The following is a 21652-nucleotide window of genomic DNA, read 5'->3' on the forward strand; positions in this document are numbered from 1 at the left end:
CAAAACGGTATCACGAGGACGGGCTTGGAAGGGGGTCGTTGGACGCCGACGCAAGGTGCGCGCCGGCCCCTCGCGCCTCGATCAAGTGCGGCTCGACTTTTGCCGCACGCACGCTCCTCGCCCCTCGCAACGCGGCGATCGTCGCTTGTTTCGCGGCGCTGGCGAGACTGCGCGCACGAGTGACCACGACAAGCGCTTCGTCGAGGTCGTGCAATTCACCGAGGCGACGTTGCATGCGCGTTGCTTGCTGCTGGAGCTTTTGCGCTTCTTCCCCAAGCTCGTTTGCAAACAGCTCCGCCGTGTATCGCAGGCGCTTCTCCCGAATACGGAGCGCGTGCATCGCATCAGCGTCGTCCACTTCGGCTTGCGCAGCTCGCCTGACGTCTCGAAGCGCCCGCTCGATCGCGTCTCGCGCTGCCTCACTTGCTGCGAGCGGTTGCTGCGGCTCCACATCGAGGAGCCGTTCGAGTTTGTCGAGCACGTCGTCGAGCGGACGGATTCTTTTGCTGCCAGCCGAATCCGCTTCTCGATTGGATGGTCCTTCGCGAACGATGCGCAAGATGGAGCGGCGTGCCGAGCGTGCCGCGTGCGCTCGACGCGCAAGCCAAGCATTCACTTCGTCAGCGGCGATCTGCGGCAGACCGAGCGATGCGAGCGTGCCGTGCAGAACTTCGTCGTCACGCAGCGCTCCGGTCACGCGGGCGTAGTACCGAAGCTCGTTCTCGATACGCTCGATACGTTTGCTATTCCAAACCCTTCGTGCCGTGCGCAAGTGCGTGCGCATTCGCCGCAAGGCGACGCGAAAGTCATGCAGCGCCTCGTCGTCCGTGCAGCCTCGATCTTCGGCGGAGACCAGCACGCGTTGTTTCGTGTCTCGGGCCGTCACGATGAGCCGTCGAAGAGCAGTGGCGAGCAGGACGTGGGCCGCTACTGCTTCGTTCATACGCGAGATATGGAGACCATGACGACCGGACGTCGTCCTGTCTTGTGCTCGATGGTGCGTCGAGCAGCCAAGCGGCAGATATCCGCGAGGGTTTCATCCTGCGAGCGCACGCGAGGATCGGCATCGCCAATCGCGCGCGAAACGGCGATGGCTGCGGCGCGGAGAACATCCGATGCACCTTCGGCGTGATCGATGACGCCGTACTGCACGACACGTGGTGGTGCGGCGGTGGAGCCTCGGCGATCGAGAACCACGGTAACGAACGCGATCCCCGTACGACCCACCGAGGCGCGTTCACGAATCACTTCATCGGGCAGATCCCCGCCGGCGTGCGTGGCCACTTTGCCCACGGGCACACGCTTTCCTTTGCTGAGCTTCTTGCCCGCGTCGAGCTCGACGACCTCTCCGTTCTCGGCCACGGCCACGTCCGATACGCCGACGTCTCGCGCGAGCTCGGCATGGCGCACCAAGTGATGGTACGTGCCGTGAATCGGCAGAAACGCTCGCGGCCGAGTGAGCTCGATCATGCGCGTTTGCTCGTCACGATGCGCGTGCCCGCTCGCATGCACGCGGCGATCGGTGATCCACGTGCGCAGTTCGATCCCCATGCGCAAAAGCTCGCCCATCAAGTCGAACACGGGCCGATCGTTTCCAGGAATGATGCGGCTCGAAAGAATGACGACGTCGCCTGGATCGAGCCGCAGAAGCGGATGCGTGCCTGCTGCGAGCTTCACGAGCGCCGACATGCGTTCCGCCTGCGTGCCGCTCGCGATGCAGAGCACGCGTTCTCGAGGAAGCGAACCGACGAGCTCGGGCGGAACGACGAGATCGCTCGGGAAACGAATGCGCCCGGATGCAATCGCCGCTCGCACGTGATTCTGCACGCTTCTCCCGAGCAAGCAGAGCCGCCTTTTCGTCTGCACGGCAACGCGTCCAAGCACCGACAGCCGCTGCACGTTCGATGCGAACATCCCCACGACCACGCGCGTCTTCGCACTTTCGATGATGCCGGTGAGCGTGTCGCCAACTTCGCGCTCGCTCATCGACCAACCTGGCGAATCGACGTTCGTGCTGTCGGACAAAAGCAGCTCGACACCTTCGTCACCAAGCGATGAGAAACGAGCTTCGTCGGTCAACTCGCCGTCGGGCGGGCTCGGATCGAGCTTGAAGTCGCCCGTGTGAACGACGAGCCCCGCCGATGTACGGATGGCGAGACCCACCGCGTCGACGATGGAATGCGTGACGCGAATCGGTTCGAACGCAAACGATCCAACCTCGTACGTCTTCCGCGGTGAAATGGGCAAAAGGCGCACCCGACCGCCACCCAGCTCGTGCTCCTCGAGCCGTTGTCGTGCCAGCTCCAGCGCATGCGGAGGCCCCCAGATCGGCACGTCTGCACCGATGCGTGCCAGAAGGTACGGCAAGCCCCCGATATGGTCTTCGTGGCCATGCGTCAGCACGACGCCGCGCACTCGACCCGTGTTCGTGAGCAGATGGTCGAACCGCGGGTGATAGACGTCGATACCCAGATCGGTGGTTGGAAACGTCACGCCGCAGTCGACGAGCAAGACGTCGTCACCTTGCTCGAACGCCATGCAGTTCATCCCAATCTCGCCGAGTCCGCCGAGGGGGACGATGCGAAGCGACGCGTGGTCTCTCGCCGAATCGTTCGACAACAAAACACTCCTTGTGCCGATCTAGGATCGGCAATCGAGCAGCCGGTCAGATGTCGCGCAAGTGTAGCGCGATGTGCAGAGCGAGCGGGCATCGCACTGCTACCGTTCCGTACTGTGTCGCTCTACGTTGCGCTTGCCTCCCCAATGCGACCGGCCATGCATCTGGAAATGTCGAGGCCCTGAACCTTTGCTGGCACCATAGATGTAGCTAGCGATCGGACACCACCTTGCTCCTCGCGCTCCTCACCAACCTCCTGCTCCTCGTCACGTCGCCACTGCGCCTTCTTCGACGCGCGTTCGTGTCGCCGCGCAAAGGCTACGTTCTGCTCGAAATCGATGGTCGCGTGGTCGACAACGCGCCGCCGAGACCGCGCCTGCTCGCTCGATGGACCCAGCCCCAAAAGCCGCCGCCACTGACGCTCGTCGCAATGCACGAGGTCGCACGGCTGCTCGCCGCGGATGCGCGTCTCGAAGGGCTCGTCGTCCGTGTGCGCTCGCTCGCAGCAGGCCAGAGCGTACTTGCATCGATGCGCGCCGTTCTCGCCAAGCTTCGCGATGCCGGAAAAGACGTCGTCGTTCACGCGCCCATGGGCGCCGACTCCGACGTCATGTTTCTCGCATCAGGCGCCAAGCGCATCGTCGTCGGTCCTGAAACGCACGTCGCCCCGCTCGGATACGCCGTCGAGATGAGCTTCTTCAAACGCGCGCTCGACCGCATCGGCGTCGAGCCTCAAGTGTTCGCTCGCGGCACGTACAAGTCCGCGGCCGAGCCTCTGGTGCGCGAGGACATGAGCTCGGCGCAACGCGAGCAGCTCGAGGAGGTCATCGGGACGCGCCATGCACTGCTCGTCGAAGCGCTCGCCGAACGTTGTGGGGGCGATCGCGCAAAAGCCGCCGAGTGGATCGACACGGGCCCCCATCGTGCCTCGCAAGCGGTCGAGCTCGGCCTCGTTGATCACGTCGCGTACGACGACGAGCTCGATGGGCTGCTCGGCGCGCCGCACGGAAAGCGTGCGCGCTTCGTCGCGTTCGGGCGTTACCACCGCATCAAGCGCCCAACGAAGTGGCGACCGCTGTGGCCGAGGCCGGTCGTCGGGCTCGTCGAAGTGCACGGTCCCATCGTGTCGCAAGTGCGCTTCTCGATGGGCGCCATCGCTTCCGAACACGCGGTCGTGCGGGCCATCCGAGCGGCACGCGTCAACCCGCGCATCGCCGCCGTCGTGCTGCACGTCGATTCCCCTGGCGGCAGCGCCATCGCCTCCGACCGCATCCACCACGAAGTCGAACGCCTCGCGTCGGAAAAACCCGTCGTGGCCTACTTGTCGAACGTGGCTGCGAGCGGCGGCTATTACGTGGCCGCGCCCGCACGCGCCATCGTCGCGCAGCCTCAGACCATCACCGGCTCCATCGGCGTCGTGGCCACGCATTTCGTGCTTCGTGGCTTGCTCGACAAGCTCGGCGTCAGCACCGACGTCGTCAAGCGAGGCGCGCGTGCCGACCTGAACTCCCCCGTACGTCCGCTCGAAGACGCCGAGCGAAGCGTGCTCGAGCGTGAGGTCGACGCGTTCTACAAGACTTTCGTTTCCGTCGTGGCTCGCGGCAGAAAGCGCTCGGTCGAGGACATTGAAAAGCTTGCTCAGGGCCGCATCTACAGCGGCACCGAGGCCCTTGCGCGAGGGCTCGTCGATGAGCTCGGCGGCCTCGACCGCGCCATCGAGCGGGCGACGGACTTGGCCGGCTATCGGCGTCTCGAACCGGTCATCGTCAGACCGACCCGGTTTTCGATACCCCCTCCACCGCCCATTCCTCGGGTTGCCGAAACGATGCTCGCGGCGGTTGGGCTCGACCGCATAGTGGGTGAACGCCTGGCGCTTGGACTGAACGTCGCCCAAACCGAGCTGGTTCTGCTGTACGAGCCCTTCGGTTCGGATGGACGAACTTGGCTCGATGTGACGTAACGTGCAGGTTTGGAATAAGGCAAATTTCGGGGGGGTATGGGGGGGCCGAGCCTCGCCGTGTTTTTGTGCGAAGCGCAAAAACACCGGGAGGCGAGCCTCGGCCCCCCCATCGTAAACAAGACTCTCGCGAGCGCGTGTCCCACACGCGCGAAGCGAGCGTCCAGGTCTGGCCCGGTTTCAAACGCGGTTTGGCCGGGTGCATTTCGAGCCTGATCCCGCAAAATTTGCGTTTGGCCGGGCGCCTCATCGCGCCGCATGCATGTTTTGCCGGAGAACCTCGAGGCAAGGAAAATGTGCATGTATTCCAACGCACTGCGTTGGGGTTGCCAAACCCTTGCAGTCGAAGGCGAGCATTGTGGACAAACTGCGCGAAATCTGTGCAGTTGTTCCGGTCAACCTGGGGGTCGAGGTACGGGTGTTCAGAAATCGCGTAGCGCCTTACACACCCTATATGTTGAGCCGAGTGTTGACACCTCGCGCTACCTGTAGAAGAGAATGGCTCCCCGGTGACTCCGGGACACCGACCGAGACGGGCCGATGGTTCGTCCCGGAGGAGTGATCTCATGTACCCCCTGAAAGCATTGACAGTGAGCAGCCGTGCAGACGGCTCATGCGTGCGGACGGGGAGGGGCGAGCCTTTTAGGGTTCTTGCAGGGCGATGAATTGAGAGGGGCGAATTGGGGCCTGGGGTCCCAAGGTGCCTTTTTTTGTCTGAGGAGACAATACTGATGGCGCAGCCGATGATCGTTGGGGATGGCGGAAACGGAAAGTTGGCAGCAGACGCAGTGCGTTCGGACAGCCGCCCACCGGAATCCGGTGCTGTGCGACGGGGTTCGAAGGCCAAACCCGCTGCCAAAACTGCCGGAAAAACCCCTGCCAAACGCGAAGCGAAAAAAGCTACGCGCCCCAAGGGCCTCACGTTCGACCGTCATTTCACGCGCCGAGGCACGGACCCGCTCAACGAAATCGTTTGGGAGCGTAGGTCCAGCGTCATCACCAATCCCGACGGCTCGGTCGTCTTCAAAATGGAAGGCGCTGAAATCCCCGCGAGCTGGTCGCAACTCGCCACCGACATCGTCGTCTCCAAGTACTTCCGCAAAGCTGGCATTCACGGCAACAAAGAGGTTGGCGAGACGAGCGTTCGCGAAGTCGTGCATCGGCTCGCGAAAACCATCCGCGAAGCGGGTGAGTCCTTCGGTGGCTACTTCGCCAACGGCAAGGAAGCGGACACGTTCGAGGCCGAGCTTTCACACATGCTCGTCAATCAGCTCGGCGCCTTCAATTCACCGGTCTGGTTCAACTGCGGTCTTTGGCATCGCTACGGCATCCAAGGAACCGCAGGCAACTACGCCTGGATCGAAGACCCGAAGGACGAAACCGCTCCGGGCACCATCGAAGAGATCCAATACGCCTACGAACGCCCGCAATGCTCGGCTTGCTTCATCCAGTCCATCAACGACGACTTGATGAGCATCTACGACCTCATCAAGAGTGAAGCGCGCCTCTTCAAGTACGGCTCGGGCACCGGCACGAACTTCAGCACCATCCGCGGCAAGCAAGAGAAACTCTCCGGCGGCGGCACGAGCTCGGGTCTCATGAGCTTCCTCGAAGTCTTCGATCGCGCCGCCGGCGCAACCAAGAGCGGTGGTACGACGAGGCGCGCGGCCAAGATGGTCTGCCTCGACATGGACCATCCTGAAATCCTCGACTTCATCGAGTGGAAGGTCCGCGAGGAGCGCAAGGCGCAGATGCTCATCTCCTGCGGCTTGCCTTCCGACTTCAACGGCGAAGCCTATCACACGGTCAGCGGCCAGAACTCGAACAACTCCGTGCGCGTCACCGATGAGTTCATGCGCGCCGTCGGCGTGGGCGGGACGTGGGAGACGCGCAGCCGAACGAACGGCGAGGTCATCGACACGTACAACGCTCGCGAGGTCTGGAAGACGATCGCCGAGGCAGCGTGGGCTTGTGCCGACCCCGGCGTTCAATACGACACGACCATCAACCGCTGGCACACCTGCCCGAACTCGGGCCGCATCAATGCCTCGAATCCGTGCTCCGAGTACATGTTCCTCGACGACACGGCTTGTAACTTGGCGAGCCTCAACCTCACCAAGTTCCTCCGCTCCGACGGTTCGTTTGACATCGAAGGATTTCGTCACGCTGTGCGTGTCTTCTTCGTTGCGCAGGAGATCCTCGTCGACTTCTCGTCGTATCCGACGCGATCCATCGCCCGAAATTCGCACGACTACCGCCCGCTCGGTCTGGGCTACGCCAACCTCGGCACCATGCTCATGCTGCTCGGCATCCCCTACGACTCGGATGAAGGACGAGCCGTTGCTGGTGCCATCACGGGCATCATGTGCGGACATGCCTACAAGGTTTCGGCCGAGATGGCTGCGACGCGTGGACCGTTCCCCGGCTACGCCAAGAACCGCGAGCCGATGCTTCGCGTGATGGGCATGCATCGCGACGCCGCGTACGCGATCGATCGTGACAAGTGCCCCGAGGGTCTCTGGCGGGCTGCTTGTGAAGACTGGGACGAGGCTTTGCGCATCGGCCAAGAGCATGGCTATCGCAATGCGCAAGCGACCGTGCTCGCTCCGACGGGAACGATCGGCTTGCTCATGGACTGCGACACCACGGGCATCGAGCCCGACTTCTCGCTCGTGAAGTTCAAGAAGCTTGCTGGCGGGGGCTATTTCAAAATTGTCAATCAGTGCGTCCCCGAAGCGCTTCGGCGCCTCGGTTATTCCGAGCACGAGGTTCAGGAGATCGTCGCGTACGTATCCGGCACGAACACGCTCTTGGCAGCGCCGCACGTCAATCGAGCGTCGCTGAAGGCTCGCGGCCTGACGCATGAAGACCTCGCGAAGATCGAGAACGCCATCCCTGGAGTCTTCGATCTCGAGCTTGCGTTCAGCCCGTGGGTGCTCGGTGAAGAAGCCTATGCGCGACTCGGCATTACGCCCGAACGACGCACGCCCGGCTTCTCGCTCCTGCGATCGCTCGGCTTTACGTCTGCCGAAATCGCGGAAGCCAACGAGACGATCGTCGGTCGCATGACGATCGAGGGAGCGCCGCATCTGCGCGAAGAGCACTACGCGGTGTTCGATTGCGCCAACCGTTGCGGCAAGATTGGCAAGCGATTCCTCGCGCCCATGGCGCACATTCGAATGATGGCGGCAGCGCAGCCGTTCCTGTCGGGCGCCATCTCCAAGACGGTGAACCTGCCGAATGAAGCGACCGTCGAGGAGGTGCAGCGAATCTACGAAGAGGGGCACCGCTTGGGGCTCAAAGCAGTCGCGCTCTATCGCGATGGGTGCAAGGCGTCGCAACCGCTCTCGTCGTCGGGTGATTCGAAGAAGGACAAGAAGGAGGAAAAGGTCGAGGCGGTCGAGGTCATGGCGCCGAAACCGATCGAGCCGGCTCTTCCGGTGCTTCGCCCGACGGGTGTGCGCGTGCGTCTACCCAAGAAGCGGACGGGGTTCACGCAAGAAGCGAAAGTTGGAGGTCATAAGATCTTCGTTCGTACCGGTGAATACGTCGATGGAACGCTCGGTGAGATCTTCATCGACATGCACAAGGAGGGCGCTGCCTTCCGGTCGCTGATGAACTGCTTCGCCATGAGCGTGTCGATCGGTTTGCAATACGGCGTGCCGCTCCAAACGTTCGTCGATCAGTTCACGTTCACTCGGTTTGAGCCCCAAGGAGTCGTCGAAGGGCACGACTACGTGAAGCTGTCGACGTCGATCGTCGACTACATCTTCCGCACGTTGGGCATCGAGTACCTGCATCGGTACGACTTGGCTCACGTGCAACCCGAGCCGAATGTGGCGATTCAGGATCCGACGGACACGCGTGCGCAGGAAAGCTCGTCTGGCGTGCCCGTTCTGCCTGCGGCCACGCGTGCCCCCTCGCATGAACGCACTGCGTCGAGCGCGCTCGATGCGCAGCTCGAAGACATGATGGGCGACGCTCCCGTGTGCGACGGTTGTGGTCACATCACCGTGCGCAATGGCGCTTGCTACAAGTGCCTGAACTGCGGCAACAGCATGGGCTGTAGCTGAGGCCAGTCGCGATGGGGGGGCTCGCAGGCGGCTCTGTGAGTGTTTTGGCCAAAGGCCAAATGACGGGCCGACTGCTCTGCCCCCCATACCCCCCCGAATGGGCCTCGTTTCAAACTCTTCGGTGTTCTAGCCGCAAGCTTGAAGAACGGGTAAACGGGATTCATGTCGACCCCTGCTCGCCTTCCGCTCTTGCTCGTCTCCATCGTCCTCATCGCCGCCGTGATCGTTGGTTGCGGCAAGAAGGAAGAGGAACCGGTGGTTCTCACGATGCCTTCGGCTGCTCCAACTCCGGTCAAAGCGACCGAGGATCCAGCGCCTGCAGCAGAGCCCGCTGCTGCCGCTGGAAGCGCTGCTGCTGCCACCGATACCGCCGCCGTTGCCCCAGCAAATCCTCCGCCGGTTGAAACGGCAAAAGCTGCCCCGCCTCAACCCATCGATGGTTGCTGCTCGGCGCTCACGGCCATGACGAAGGATGCGAAGGTCGATGCCGGCACGAGGTCGAAAGCGACCGCGGCGTCGGCGATATGCAATGCAACGGCAGCGCTCGTCAAAAGCGGCAAAACCTCGCGCGCATCGACCCTCACGCAGATCAGAGCGACGATGGCAGGCAAGGCACCAGCCGCCTGCAACTGATGACGCACACCTCAGCGGAAGTGGTCGTAACCTCGTTGTTCCACTGGGACAAACGCTGCTCCGGGGCCATCGAGCACCAAGTCGGAATCCGTTTTTTCTGACGGAAGCACGCGGCCGATGGGGATGAACCCCGGCGGAACCTGTCCCGCTGGGACCGTCATCACCAGCGCAAAGTCCTCACCGCCATGCAGCGCCAACTGCAACGGGTCGGCACCTACGATGCGCGCCGCGCGCTCGAGCTCCGGCGTCACGAGCTTCGTCGGATCGAGCGCGATGCGCACGCCACTGCCTCGAACCAAGTGTCCCACGTCTCTCGCAAGTCCATCGGATACGTCGATGGCAGCCGTCGCGACATCGCGCGCGGCAAGCCCATCCGCAATGCGTGCAACGGGACGCCTGTACGCGCGCAGTGCAGGCTCTGCATCAGGGTGCGCATCCGGACGAGCGTTCGTCTTGCCAACCGATGCTTGGAGCAGCAACAGTCCCGCCGCGGACAAGCCAAGCGGTCCAGCAAGCACGACCGTGTCTCCCGGACACGCTCCCGCGCGTGTGAGCGGGCGACTCGATTCACCGAGCACCGTCGTCGTAATGGAGACTTCGCTGCCACGTGCGAGGTTTCCGCCGACGATCGGCATGCCGAGCTCACCCGCCGCTTCGCTTTGACCCTGCAAGATGCCACGCAGGTCGTCGTCGCTGAAATCGGCTGGCAACACGAGCGCAGCCAAGATGCCGATCGGCGCCGCTCCCATCGCACCAAGGTCACTCGCTGCAGCCATCGTTGCGCGGTAACCGACGTCCACCATCGACACGAAGTCGCGACGAAAGTGGACGCCCTCGACTTGCGCATCGATGGTCCACACGAGCGGCGTCTTGCTCGGAGCAAGCACGGCTGCATCGTCACCGATGCCCACGAGTGTTCGGTCTGCATTACCCGTCGCGAACGTCGAACGGATGAGGTCGATCCGTGCTGCTTCCGAGCTGCGATGACTCATCGCCGTTCTATCCGTCGAACCGCACCGCAACGGCAGTCTGCGGCGACGTTTCCGACGCAGGCGCTGCTGGCAGGCGGACGACGAAGACCGCACCTTGAGGCGTGTTGCTCTCGATGTGCACCGTGCCGTGATGCCCATCGACCAAACGCTTCACGATCGAAAGGCCGAGCCCCGTTCCTTCGTATTCACGCGAATGCCGCTGATCGACTTGGTAGAACGGATCGAAGACCTTCGTGCGTTCCTCTTCTGGAATTCCGATTCCCGTGTCCGCCACGCGCACTTCGATCATCTGTCGCAATGGCGCGAGGAGCACCAAACCAGATTCGTCACCATCTTCGTCGTTCACTTCGACTTGCCTGGCCGATAGCGTGACGCGACCGTTTGTCGGGGTGAACTTGATCGCGTTCTCCGTCAAGTTGATGAACACCTGACGAAGTCGTTCGGGATCGCCAACGACGACAGGCAAATCTTCCGGCGCGTCGACCTCGAACGTGATGCCTTTCTTCGATGCTTTCGGAGCGAGCGTCGACACGGCTTCCATGAGCACCGACTTGATGAGCACGTCGCCGCGACGAATCATCACCGTGCCGCTCTCGAGCTTCGACAGGTCGAGAAGACTCATGATGAGCTCGAGCAAGTGATTGCTCTTGGCTTCGATGATCTTCACGAACTCGAGTTGCCCGGGAGTTAGCTCGCCGGCGATTCCACCGGAAAGCATTTCGCTGTAGCCGAGGATCGACGTCAGCGGCGTGCGAAGCTCGTGTGACACCGTCGCAAGGAAGTGGCTCTTGAGTTTGTCGAGCTCCTTTTGCTTGGCATAGGCCTGCTCGAGCGCAGAGGTCTTCTTCGTCAGTTCTTTGAAGCTCTCGCGCATCGACGCGATGTGCATCGTCGACGTCAAGTGCGCTTTGTGCCCACTCCAGAGCACGACATCGAGCACGGCGACGAGATGCTTGGCGACCGCCTCCGCAACGACCTCCGTCGCATGCGGCATGAGTGGCAAAAGCTCCGCGACCCGCGCCACGTCGATACGGCTGCTCACCTTGAACAGCGCATCGGGAATGGTTTCAATCGTCGGATCGACATACGGTCCGACGATCACGCGGCCGATGACGTCGCCTTCGTATTGAATCGGCATCAGCCGATACCGGGCGCCCGTAAAGCACGGATGCTGCGTGCCTTCCTTCGATACGAGGCGCAAGCGTTTGACCTCGGCGACGACCTTGGCGCATGCCCGCCGTCCCGACGGCTCCTCGTTCACCATCGCGCAGAGGCTGCATTCGTTCGTCGTGCTGGCCAAATTCGTGCCCGAGCCCGAAACGATGCGCACATGCATGCCGAAGATCTGCTCGAACGAACCCACCATCGTTCGAAGCGACTCGCGATCGACGAGATCCTCGAGTCGGGGCGGGCCCAAGCCAATCGCATCGGCGCCCGTCGAAGCTTCGTCATTCATGGCGTTCCCCCAGGCAGAACGTTCGACCCGACCGCGCCCATACGCGTCGCAATCAGCTCGCGGAACGGCGTCGTCACGCCCAATTGCTGCGCTGCCGTTCGGACCATTTCGTCGCCGTCGATCGACAACTTCTTCGCCAGTTGATGGCTCTGATCCAGCGAACGCCATGTGAGCCAGAGCAAACAGATGAACGTTTCGACTACCCCGATGCCTCGCGTCGCAACCGCTCGAAACACCGGCTCACTGCCTTTCGCAGCAAGACGCACGAGCTCTTCGTCGGTCCGAATGTCCGGCATGTCGCGCTTGTTGAACTGAATCACGAGCGGCATCTTTCTGATGTCGATGCCGCTCTCCTTCAAGTTCTGACGCAAATCCAAGAACGCCTCGGCGTTGCGGTTCGTCTCGGATATGCGCGAGTCGACGATGAGCGCGACTCCATCGGCACCTTGAAGCACGAGCTTGCGTGTCGCTGAGTGGATGGGTTGTCCAGGAACGGTGAAAAGCTTGATGCGAAGAGAGAAGTCACCATCCTTCGACTTGAACGTCAGCGGCAAAAGGTCGAAGAAAAGCGTGCGATCGTCCTGCGTTTCAAGCGTCATCAGGCGACCGCGCGTGTCGGACCCAGCGCGCGCGTGCAAGGCCACGAGGTTCGTGGTCTTGCCGCTCAACGCTGGCCCGTAATACACGAGCTTGATGGTGATCTCGCGAGAGGCGAAATCGAGCTGCACGAGAGGATTGTCGCACGCAACAGGGCCGCGCGTCTTGCTCGATCAGTCGGCCCGTTCAATCACGATGCGGCCACTTTCTCCTGCGATGCGCCCGACGCCCACACACCACTGCGCAGACTTTCCAGTTGTTCGATCACACCCGCGAGCGCCTTTGCTTCCGCATCACACGCTGCAATCGCCGTCTCCACGCTGAGCGCTGTGTTCGCTCGTTCAGCCTTCGCAGCACCGAGCACTTCGATGACCTCGCGATGCAGCTCTTCACCAGCCGTCACGACCCACGCATCGAGCCTTTGCGCGAACTCCTGAATCATCTCGTCGAGCTTCGGACCAACCTTCGTCGCAGCTTCACGCACGGCAATCGGCGCAAGCTCCTTCGCCCGCTTCTTCGTCTCCGTTTCGATCATTCCCTTCACGTACACGGCCAGCACCGGAGCCGCGACCGCGAGGATTCCACCAAGAAGCACGTTGAACGTCATCACCGCGAGGCCCGCGCCAAACAGCGCAATGACGCCGACGTCGTATCCGAGCGTGTCGACTTCGACGTTCGGTGTGCGAAGGTTTGCCCCGAGCGCCTCACGCACGCGCTTGGCAACCTCGTGCGCATCGTCGCGAACGAGCGCGATCGTGCGCTCCGCGAGCGCTTCGAGCGCGTTGGCAATTTCCTTCGTCTCCGCCTGCGCCCAATCCGCAAACGTTCGCTCCAGGAACGGCCCGAGGTGCACTTTCAATTCATCTGCCGGCGCATTGTCGACGACATCGGGAATCTGTCGCGTCACGTCGGCGACAAACCTTTCGAGGTCCCGCTGCACCCACGCCTGAATCCTCGCGACCTCTTCGCGAATCCCAAACCGCCGCTCCTCGATCGTCTTCGATTGTCCCGCGAGGTCTCGCTCCAGCATCTCGATCCGCCGGCTCAGCTCTTCACTCGTCATCGCCGCTGCCCGACGTCGCGCGTCGATGCCCTTGCCAAGCATGCGCGCCGCCTCGATGCCTTCACCGAGCGCGTTGTCGAGCAAGATGCGCCCGCGCTCTTCCGCCAAGAACGTCGTCAGGTGCTGCAGCAATTCGGGCATGCCGCTCTCCGTCGCTTGCCCATCGAGCGCCTTCCTCGCACACACCGGAAATACGACCGGACTTCGCACCAGCTTGGCCAGCTCCGAACGAATGTACGCGAGCGCTTCGACCTCTTCGTCGGAGCTCCAAATATCGCGCTTCGTCACGACGAAAACGATCTTGTCGCGCGATTGCCCGAGGAGTTTTTCATTCAAGAACACCCGCTCGCTCTCCTTGAGCGGCTGACCCGCATCGAGAAGAAAGAGCACCGCGTCCGAACGAGGAATGTAGCTGTACGTGATGTCCGCACGCTGAAGCGACAGGTCGTTCACGCCTGGCGTGTCGACCAAAACGATGCGCTCGCGAAGGATCTCCGCCGGGTAATACACTTCGAGCCGATTCACGTCGTTCGCGACGCTTTCGGTCCCTTTTTCCTGACCAACCGCAAACTTGCGCACTTCCTCGAACGCCATCGTTTGACGTTCACCCGAAGCTCGCACGAGCTCTGCGCGAGGCTCGGCCGCATATTCGAGGTGGTGAATCACGGCCGTCGTGGGTGTGACGCCGACCGGGAGAACTTCTGCTCCGAGCAGCGCGTTCACGAACGTCGTCTTGCCATGGTTGAACTCGCCGACGACGACCAAGTGAAACCTGTCGGCTTCGAGTTTGTCGACGACATCGGTGCCGATACGACCGGCAAGCGATTTGGCGCCTACGCGAGCGGCAATCGTCACGACGTTGCGCAGCGCCGTCGCAACCTCGAGCTGCTTCGTGCGAAATGATTCGAGCATCGCAAGCTCTCTTTCCTATCCAAACCTATCCAAAAACCTTGATGAATCCATGAACTTGGTCGTCGACTTCCTCCATCGACAAACCTTTTCCCTCTTGCCCCACGTGATGCATGTAGAGCTCGCTTTGCGCGAACGTACGTAGCGCCTTCACGCGCGTCGGTACCCACGGATGCGTCTGAAGAAGCTCGCGAAAACGTCCCACGCTCTCCTTGCCTTCTTCGTGCTGCGCCAAGAATGCTTCCAAGTTCAGCTCGGAATAAAGCTTGGCCGAGCCTAGTGCGAGCTTGGCAAGCGCGCGCGTCGAAACGTCGAGGTTGCGGGAGCATAGAAGGCTCGCGCGATCGCAGGTGATCTCCGCTCGTCGCAACCAGCTTCGGAGAGGAATCATCGCTGGATAAACGATCCACTGGACGAAGATCGAAACCATGACCTGCAAGTAGTGCATTGCGGTCAAGTACACGACGTGGCTGTTGTGGATGTGCCCGCACTCGTGACCGATGACGCTGCGCAATTCTTCATCCGTGAAGTGATCGACGAGCGCCGAATGGATCATGATGAAGGAATCGTCGTTCGTCCCGTACGTCGCAGCATTCATCTGCGGGCTGTTGACGATGTAGACCGTAGGCGTGGCAATGCCGAGCGTCTGCGCGCATTCGGCCGCTAGACCATGCACGCGTGGAAACTGATTCGGCCCGACTTTGACTCCGTGACCCAAGAGATCAGCCTTGCCTGATTCCTTGAAAAAACGAACCGACGCAGCCACCGCAAGCTCGACCGGCTTCATCCTCTCGAATGCCATGCGTGTCGCGTGATCGGACGCGTACGCGTACGCATGACCCCCACCGTCCGATCCACCCGCGCGTTGCTCTTTGCGGCTCGCGACGAAGCCTTTGAAATCGAGCGTTCCGACTTGTGCCATGAAGTTCGAACGTAACGGCGGGGATGCTGCGGTGCAACCGCACCTCCCGCTTCATCACGCAATTCGACGAGCGCTTTGCACACCCTTCACAGATGCCTTCACGCACGTCGTCATGAACGCGCGCGACCTGCCTGCCGATCACAACAACCTTTCGAAATTTTCTGCCCCTCCCAGACGAACAAGGCTTGCGTTATGAACGGAGAACCACCCCCGCATGCCTCAAATCTACGGAAACACGAACGGGCTCAGCCCCGCCGCACACAAGACACTCGAACGCATCTACCGCCGTAAAGTGCCCCTCGAGCACATCGCGACGCCGGAGCTCATCAAGTCGCTCGCTGAAGCATCCAAAGAGACGGGCCGCCAAGTTGGTGCTCTCGTTCATCGATCAGGCGCGATCGACTACGTCATCGTTGGTGATGCAACGAAACTCATGCTCCCCGACATCGGACGCCTCCGCGCGGCCGAAGGACGCTTTCGTGCACTGCGTCTCGTCCACACGCACCTCTACAACGAGCCGCTCACGCGCGATGACATCGTCGACCTCGTCCGCCTGCGTCTCGACCTCGTCGCCGCCATTCAGCTATCCGCCGAAGGCGAAGCGAAGACGATGGACTACGCGTACAACACGCCGCCTTCTCCCGTCGCTGCGGATGAAGATCCACGCAACCGACTGCCTTACAGGCGCGTCGAGCCGCAACCGATCGGTCGCATCGATACGGACTTCGGTGCGCTCATCGCCGCGCTCGAAGACGAATTCGCGAAACGTTCACGCACCGTTTCGACGACGGCCAAAGACGGTCGAGCCATCCTCGTGCACGTCGCGGAAAAGTCGAAACAAGGCGCATACACGAACGCAGAGGAGAGCTTGCGTGAACTGTCCGAGCTGTCACGCACGGCCGGTGTCGACGTCGCCGACACGGTCATTCAGCTTCGCGAAAGGATCGACCCGCGCCTCATCGTTGGTAAGGGCAAACTCGACGACATCGTCTTGCGCGCGGCCGAGCTCGATGCGGCCACGCTCGTTTTCGATCGCAATTTGAACCCGTCGCAGGCTTCGGCGATCGCCAAACATTCGGATCTGAAGATCCTCGATCGAACGCAGCTCATTCTGGACATCTTCGCGCAGCGCGCCGAATCGGCCGACGGCAAGCTTCAAGTGGAGCTGGCGCAACTCAAGTACGCGCTTCCGCGTTTGTCCCAAAAGGACGATTCACTCTCGCGTCTCACCGGCGGCATCGGCGGCCGTGGCCCTGGCGAAACCAAGCTCGAAATTGGACGTCGGCGCGCGAAAGAACGCGTGAGCTTTCTCGAGGACGAGCTCAAGAAATTGAGCCGTCAGCGTGAACAACGCAGGCGCAAGCGCTCGAGACAAGGCGTGCCGATCGTGAGCATCGTGGGCTATACGAACGCGGGCAAGAGCACGCTGCTCAATACGCTCACGGGTTCCGACACGATCGCCGAGGACAAACTCTTCGCGACGCTCGACACGCGTTCGCGAAGGCTGCGTTTTCCGGAAGAGCGTGAGGTGATCATCACGGACACCGTGGGCTTCATTCGCGAGCTGCCCAAGGACCTGTTTGCAGCGTTTCGCGCAACGTTCGAGGAAACGGCGGATGCGGATCTTCTGCTGCACGTGGTCGACGCGAGCGATCCTGCGCGGGATCAGCAGATCGCCACGACGGAGGAGCTGCTTGGGGAGCTTGGTCTGGCGTCGATTCCGCGCATCGTGGTGTTCAACAAGATCGACTTGATCGAGCCGGGTGAAGCGCGAAGGCTGCTCGTGGGACGCAAAGATGCGGTGATCACGAGCGCGCGCGATCGCGAATCCACGCGCGCGCTGCTCGCCATGATTGCTTCACGTTTGAAGGAACGATGGGAACGGTCGAGTTTGTCTGGGTACAGCAGTGCGACGGACGAACCGCAACTCGACGCGGGCGATGAAGACGTTGCAGCGGTAGCGATGCTGGAAAATTCGTCGCTCACGACGCTCGAAGAAATGCTGGCGAGCAAGCGGTATCGTCGGACCACGATTGGGGCCTGACCAATCGCGAAGCGTAAATGCGAGAGCGCCCTGCGTTCGCGATCGAGGCGAATGCAGGGCGCTTTGCGCTTCTGACAGATGGATCAGAACTTGAACGACGTTGCGACACCGCCACCAGTTGCAGTCGCCCAGGGAACGACGACCGGCTTGGTGGGCTGGAACAGCGACGCCTTCGCAGGATCTGCGGGTTTGTCATCGCCACCGAAGAGCAGCACGGCACCCGTCACGCCGAATGTGATCGCCACGGCGAACGACATGTCGGAGATGAGCGCGTTGCGATCGGTTCGATCGGCGTTGTCCACGGTCGGATTTTCCTCGAAGTCGCTCTTCGCACTCAGCGCGGAGACGCCGAAGATCGTGCCGACGATGCCACCAGCGCCTGCGAGACCGAGCGTCACGTACGCCGGAATGTTCGACTTGGGCGGCGGCGGAGGCGGCGGCGGAGGCGGCGGCGGAGGCGGCGGCGGAGGCGGCGGAGGCGGCGGAGGCGGCGGCGGGGGCTTCGGGGTCAACGTGACGTTGACGTCCTTCGTCTCCGCAAAGTTCACCTCGACGTCTTGCGTGAGCGGTTCGTGCTCGTCCGCGGTGAACGCGAGCGTGTGCTTGCCAGGCGGCAGGCTCAGCTCCTTGGCGGGCACCGGAGCCTGGCCATCGACCGAGACCATCACGTTCGCGGCGGTTGCAGGAGACACCGCGATCTTGAGCGTTCCGGGCGTCTTCTTCAGCGCTTCGATGCGGGTCTTCGACTCGGCGACTTTGTCTTCGTACTTCTTCGCGTCGAACTTCTTGTCGGTTTTCGCCTGTTCATCGATGGCATCGATGAACACTTGGTACGCAGCCGCTGCTTCGACGACTTTGTTCAGTTTGTCCAGCGAAACGGCCATCTTGAACTTCGGGTTGACGCCCGGGAGCATTTCGTCAGCCGTCTTGTAGGCAGCGTATGCTCCGGCAAAATCACCCTTTTCGAAGAGCGTCTCGCCTTCTTTGAACGCCTTCTTGGCCGCTTCTTTTTTCTGCGCTGCCGTGAGCGGCTTGGGCGGTTTCGCGGCCTTGTCGTCCGGCTTCGCAGCCGCCTTATCGGCCGGTTTTGCCGCGGGCGCTGCCGGTTTTGCCGCGGGCGCTGCCGGTTTTGCCGCGGGCGCTGCCGGTTTTGCTGGTGTTGCGGGTGCTGCCGGTTTTGCTGCGGGTGCTGCCGGTTTGGCGGCAGGTGCTGCTGGCGCCTTCGCGGTCTGCCCGTAGGCCGGCGAGGCAGCGAGCGCAGACAAACCCGAGAGCAGCGCTGCTGTGCAGAACGACGTCAGCCGGCTCGAACTCGATCGCATATCCAAAGCCCTCCTCAAACTCGACTCATCTTCGATCTTTGAGATCGGGAGACATAACCCTCACTGCGCTCTCGACACAAGAGGTTTGCGCACTTTGCTTGCGCTTCTTGATCTCGGGGTACGTCACGGCGGGTCGCGTTCGTCGAGCCACGTTGGAAATCGCAATGTGGCGTCGATGCCAAACCCCCGCACCGCTTCGGCCATCTTCGCCGCTCGCTCTCCCCGAGGCAGCCGAGCCCGCAGTCGCCCGAGCGCATCGAGGAACCGGCCGAACCGCGGATCCGCAAAGAGCACCTCGAGATCTTCGCGGATCCGCCGCAACGCTCCCGGCGCCGCGCCGCCCGAGGCGAACGTCATCGTCATCCCAGACGCATGCACGACCGCACGATTCGCGAACGTCGAAAGCTCCGGCCGATCAAGCGTGCAAAGCAGGCGCCCCTCATCGACCGCCCGCTTGTAAAAAGGCGCTGCACGATCCGCATCGGTTGTCGCGACAAACACCAGCACCTTGCCATCGACGTCTTCGAGCCGTGCCTCCCGCCGCTCGAACACCACTCGCCCCTCGGCCACCCACTGCTCGACCGCTGGATCCAGCGGCCCCGTCGTCACGACCAAGACCCGCGCGCCCGCATCGAGCAGCCGTCCGATCTTGGACACCACCTCACCACTCGCACCCACGACGAGCGCTTCGCGCCCCGCCACATCGAGCTCCACCGGGAAAAAACGCACGGCGCCGTCAATAACACACGTTGCGCTTGTCTATGGTTTGTTTATAGATTATCAAACATTAGACACACGTTGTCACAACGTCCGACGACGTGTCGTTGCGGTCACGCATACGAATTGAAGGAGGTCGGTCGTGGACAGAAGCAACCAAGCGCAAGCGGTCACTGCGATCAGTGCGACCGAACGCATCCCGGGCGCGACATTTCGCGCTGCGGTGGCGCGGTTTGTCGAGCGAAACCCAGGGACTTCACGCGAAGCGCTCGCACGCGCTCTGCGGCAGCGGCTAGCGACGCGCGGGATCGACTATCACCTGCGTACACTCAAGCGGCAGATCTCCGGCGCCGTCGCAACCATTCCGCCGGAAGTGCACTCCACGTTGCGCGACATCATTTCCGAGCTCGTTGGGGGCGATGCCGCTCATGACAATCATGAACGACTTGCGAGCATCGACGACGGTTTCGACATCGGCGCTGCGGACGTTCTTCCGATCTACATTGCCCGCGAACGAGCTCTCCCGCTCGCAAAGCTCTGGCTCTACCTGCATCCGGATCAGTCGAAGCGCGCGCTGGCGTTGCGTTTGCGCAGCGAGCTCGAACGTATGGGCATCCGCCTGAACATCGATTCGTTGCAAAGCATCCTCGCGGGCAAACAGCAGCTCGTGCGGCGCGAGATCAAAGACGTGCTGCTCGGGATGTTGCAGGCCGACGGCATCGAGAATGCGGAGCAGGCCGAAGCGCGCTGGAACGAATTGTCGAACGAGATCCACGCTTCGCACGAAGGTCGCTTCTTCGAGAACGCGCGGAAGATCCACGACGTCGCTTGCGCTTGGAAAGTCGTCCACAAAGAACCGTCGTCGCGCAAGCTTGCATTGCGGCTCAAGGAACGCCTCCGTGAACGCGGGATCGAGATGGGTTTGCCCCACATCCAGAAGCTCGTCGACGGCCGCGCTCGGCGAGTTCGTCATGGCGTAGCGACGGCCATCGAAGAGATCTTGCAACTCGATATGGAGGCGCAGCCCGCTGCCGTGCCGACACCAGCGGCATTGATTGCCAGCGAGCTCGACTTGGCGTGGGTGCGGGCCGAGCCGATTGCGGCGATGGCGCAGAAGTACGTGGCGGCCAATCCGGGCACGACGATGCGCAAGCTTTCGATCCAGATGTCGCATGTCGTCGAGCGGCTTGGTTATGCGACGAGCCCCAATACGATTCAGCCGATCCTTGGTGGTCACAAGAAAAAGACGCGCGGTTTCGTCTATCGCGCGATGTTGGAGATTGACGGTCAGTCCATGACGCCTGTGCCGATCGAGCACGTGATTGGGCATGCCGCGCGGCGAGATCGCGAGCGCAAGGCGCAGCCGTCGGCATCGGATGAAGCGCCTGCATCATCCGATCCTCAGCCACAGCCGGAGCCAATGCCAGCGCCCAAGCCAATGGTTCGGCACGTCGCCGAAGATGCTCCTGCGCCACAATCCGCCACGCGTTCGACGTTGGCGGCGTATCGCTTCGCCATTTCGCGTTGTCAATCGCTCGACAAGGCAACCGAGCTCGAGCTTGCGTGGCGTTATCGACGGGACGGCGACATCGCCGCGGCCCATGCGCTCGTCGAAAGCCATTTGCAATTCGTCGTGAAGGTAGCGTCGCAATTCCGAGGGTACGGGATGCAGCTCGCGGATCTCGTCGAAGAAGGAAACCTCGGGCTCCTCGAAGCCGTGCGTCGATTCGAACCGTCGCGCAATCTTCGTTTCAAGACGTACGCCATTTATTGGATACGTGCGTTCGTCGTGGAACACCTTTTGCGTGAATGGAGCATCGTTGGTGGCGGCAGCGGAGCGCTCGTGTCACGCACATTTTTTCGATTGCGTCGAGAACGAGCACGACTCGAATCATTGCTCGGCGAACACGACAGCACGATCGACGCGGCCCTTGCCAAACGTTTTCACACGTCCGAGGATGCCATTCGCACGATGACCCAGCGCGTGGGCAGCCGAGATACGTCGCTCGATGCGTCGCCGGGCGGAGACGGTCCTTCGCTTTTGGATCTGCTTTCGGATCCGATGTCGGATCCGGAAGTTCAAACGGCAACTGCGCAGCGCAATGCATTCGTGCGCAGCGTGGTGGACGATGCGCTCGAATCATTCGATTCTCGCGAACGGCTCATCGTTCAAACGCGGCTCTTTGCGGGCGACGATGAAGTGAGCCTCGCCGATTTGGGCAGGCGTCTCGGCGTTTCGCGCGAACGCGTGCGGCAGCTCGAGGAGCGCACGAAGTCGAAGTTGAAGAGCGCTTTTGAAGCGGTGGCGAACCAATCGCAATATTGCGGTGTCGAAGCCTTGTGTGCTTGA

14 protein-coding genes are annotated in these 21652 nt (G+C 61.9%); 5 read left to right on the forward strand and 9 right to left on the reverse strand.

The window, feature by feature from the left end:
• Window positions 1–10: 10 nt before the first annotated feature.
• Both IPM54_32375 and IPM54_32380 read right to left on the reverse strand, forming a co-directional pair.
• Complete coding sequence (locus tag IPM54_32375; protein ID MBK9264473.1) at window positions 11–943, reverse strand: CHAD domain-containing protein; 933 nt, start codon at window positions 941–943, stop codon at window positions 11–13.
• A complete protein-coding gene (locus tag IPM54_32380; GenBank protein MBK9264474.1) occupies window positions 940–2547 on the reverse strand; it encodes a ribonuclease J in 1608 nt (535 codons plus the stop codon). Before IPM54_32380 ends, IPM54_32375 begins: the two co-directional genes overlap by 4 nt.
• A 299-nt stretch (window positions 2548–2846) precedes the next feature.
• On the opposite strand from IPM54_32380, the gene sppA reads away from it, so the two are divergent.
• The 3 genes from sppA to IPM54_32395 all read left to right on the forward strand — a co-directional run bounded on the left by sppA (window position 2847) and on the right by IPM54_32395 (window position 9280).
• Window positions 2847–4577 carry a signal peptide peptidase SppA gene (gene sppA / locus IPM54_32385; GenBank protein ID MBK9264475.1) on the forward strand — a complete coding sequence of 577 codons (1731 nt, stop codon included), beginning with the start codon at window positions 2847–2849 and terminating at the stop codon, window positions 4575–4577.
• 728 nt (window positions 4578–5305) lie between these two features.
• Window positions 5306–8647 (forward strand): vitamin B12-dependent ribonucleotide reductase, encoded by a 3342-nt coding sequence (locus tag IPM54_32390; GenBank protein MBK9264476.1) that lies wholly within the window; start codon window positions 5306–5308, stop codon window positions 8645–8647.
• A gap of 162 nt (window positions 8648–8809) precedes the next feature.
• Complete coding sequence (locus IPM54_32395; GenBank protein ID MBK9264477.1) at window positions 8810–9280, forward strand: hypothetical protein; 471 nt, start codon at window positions 8810–8812, stop codon at window positions 9278–9280.
• 11 nt (window positions 9281–9291) lie between these two features.
• On the opposite strand, the gene thiL is transcribed toward IPM54_32395, so the two are convergent.
• The 5 genes from thiL to IPM54_32420 are packed head-to-tail and all read right to left on the reverse strand — an operon-like array spanning window position 9292 to window position 15219.
• Entirely contained in the window at window positions 9292–10272 is a 981-nt protein-coding gene (gene thiL, locus IPM54_32400; GenBank protein ID MBK9264478.1) for a thiamine-phosphate kinase, read from the reverse strand.
• A 7-nt stretch (window positions 10273–10279) separates the two neighbouring features.
• The gene (locus IPM54_32405; protein ID MBK9264479.1) at window positions 10280–11728 is read right to left on the reverse strand and encodes a PocR ligand-binding domain-containing protein; all 1449 of its coding nucleotides are present in this window, start codon (window positions 11726–11728) and stop codon (window positions 10280–10282) included.
• The gene (locus IPM54_32410) at window positions 11725–12456 is read right to left on the reverse strand and encodes a gliding motility protein (GenBank protein ID MBK9264480.1); all 732 of its coding nucleotides are present in this window, start codon (window positions 12454–12456) and stop codon (window positions 11725–11727) included. Before IPM54_32410 ends, IPM54_32405 begins: the two co-directional genes overlap by 4 nt.
• Window positions 12457–12515: 59 nt before the next feature.
• Complete coding sequence (locus IPM54_32415; GenBank protein ID MBK9264481.1) at window positions 12516–14300, reverse strand: dynamin family protein; 1785 nt, start codon at window positions 14298–14300, stop codon at window positions 12516–12518.
• A gap of 25 nt (window positions 14301–14325) precedes the next feature.
• Window positions 14326–15219, reverse strand: coding sequence for a M48 family metallopeptidase (locus tag IPM54_32420; GenBank protein MBK9264482.1), 894 nt, complete (start codon window positions 15217–15219; stop codon window positions 14326–14328).
• A gap of 214 nt (window positions 15220–15433) precedes the next feature.
• Here IPM54_32420 and hflX point away from each other — a divergent pair, with 214 nt between their 5' ends.
• Window positions 15434–17263: a GTPase HflX gene (hflX, locus tag IPM54_32425; GenBank protein MBK9264483.1), complete on the forward strand. Its 1830-nt coding sequence runs from the start codon at window positions 15434–15436 to the stop codon at window positions 17261–17263.
• Between the two features lie 83 nt (window positions 17264–17346).
• Here hflX and IPM54_32430 read toward each other — a convergent pair whose 3' ends face one another.
• Window positions 17347–18585: a PEGA domain-containing protein gene (locus tag IPM54_32430; protein ID MBK9264484.1), complete on the reverse strand. Its 1239-nt coding sequence runs from the start codon at window positions 18583–18585 to the stop codon at window positions 17347–17349.
• Between the two features lie 123 nt (window positions 18586–18708).
• Entirely contained in the window at window positions 18709–19314 is a 606-nt protein-coding gene (locus tag IPM54_32435) for a bifunctional precorrin-2 dehydrogenase/sirohydrochlorin ferrochelatase (GenBank protein ID MBK9264485.1), read from the reverse strand.
• A 130-nt stretch (window positions 19315–19444) separates the two neighbouring features.
• Here IPM54_32435 and IPM54_32440 point away from each other — a divergent pair, with 130 nt between their 5' ends.
• Window positions 19445–21652 (forward strand): sigma-70 family RNA polymerase sigma factor, encoded by a 2208-nt coding sequence (locus IPM54_32440; protein ID MBK9264486.1) that lies wholly within the window; start codon window positions 19445–19447, stop codon window positions 21650–21652.

It is taken from the genome of Polyangiaceae bacterium (assembly GCA_016715885.1).
Lineage (GTDB): Bacteria > Myxococcota_A > Polyangia > Polyangiales > Polyangiaceae > Polyangium.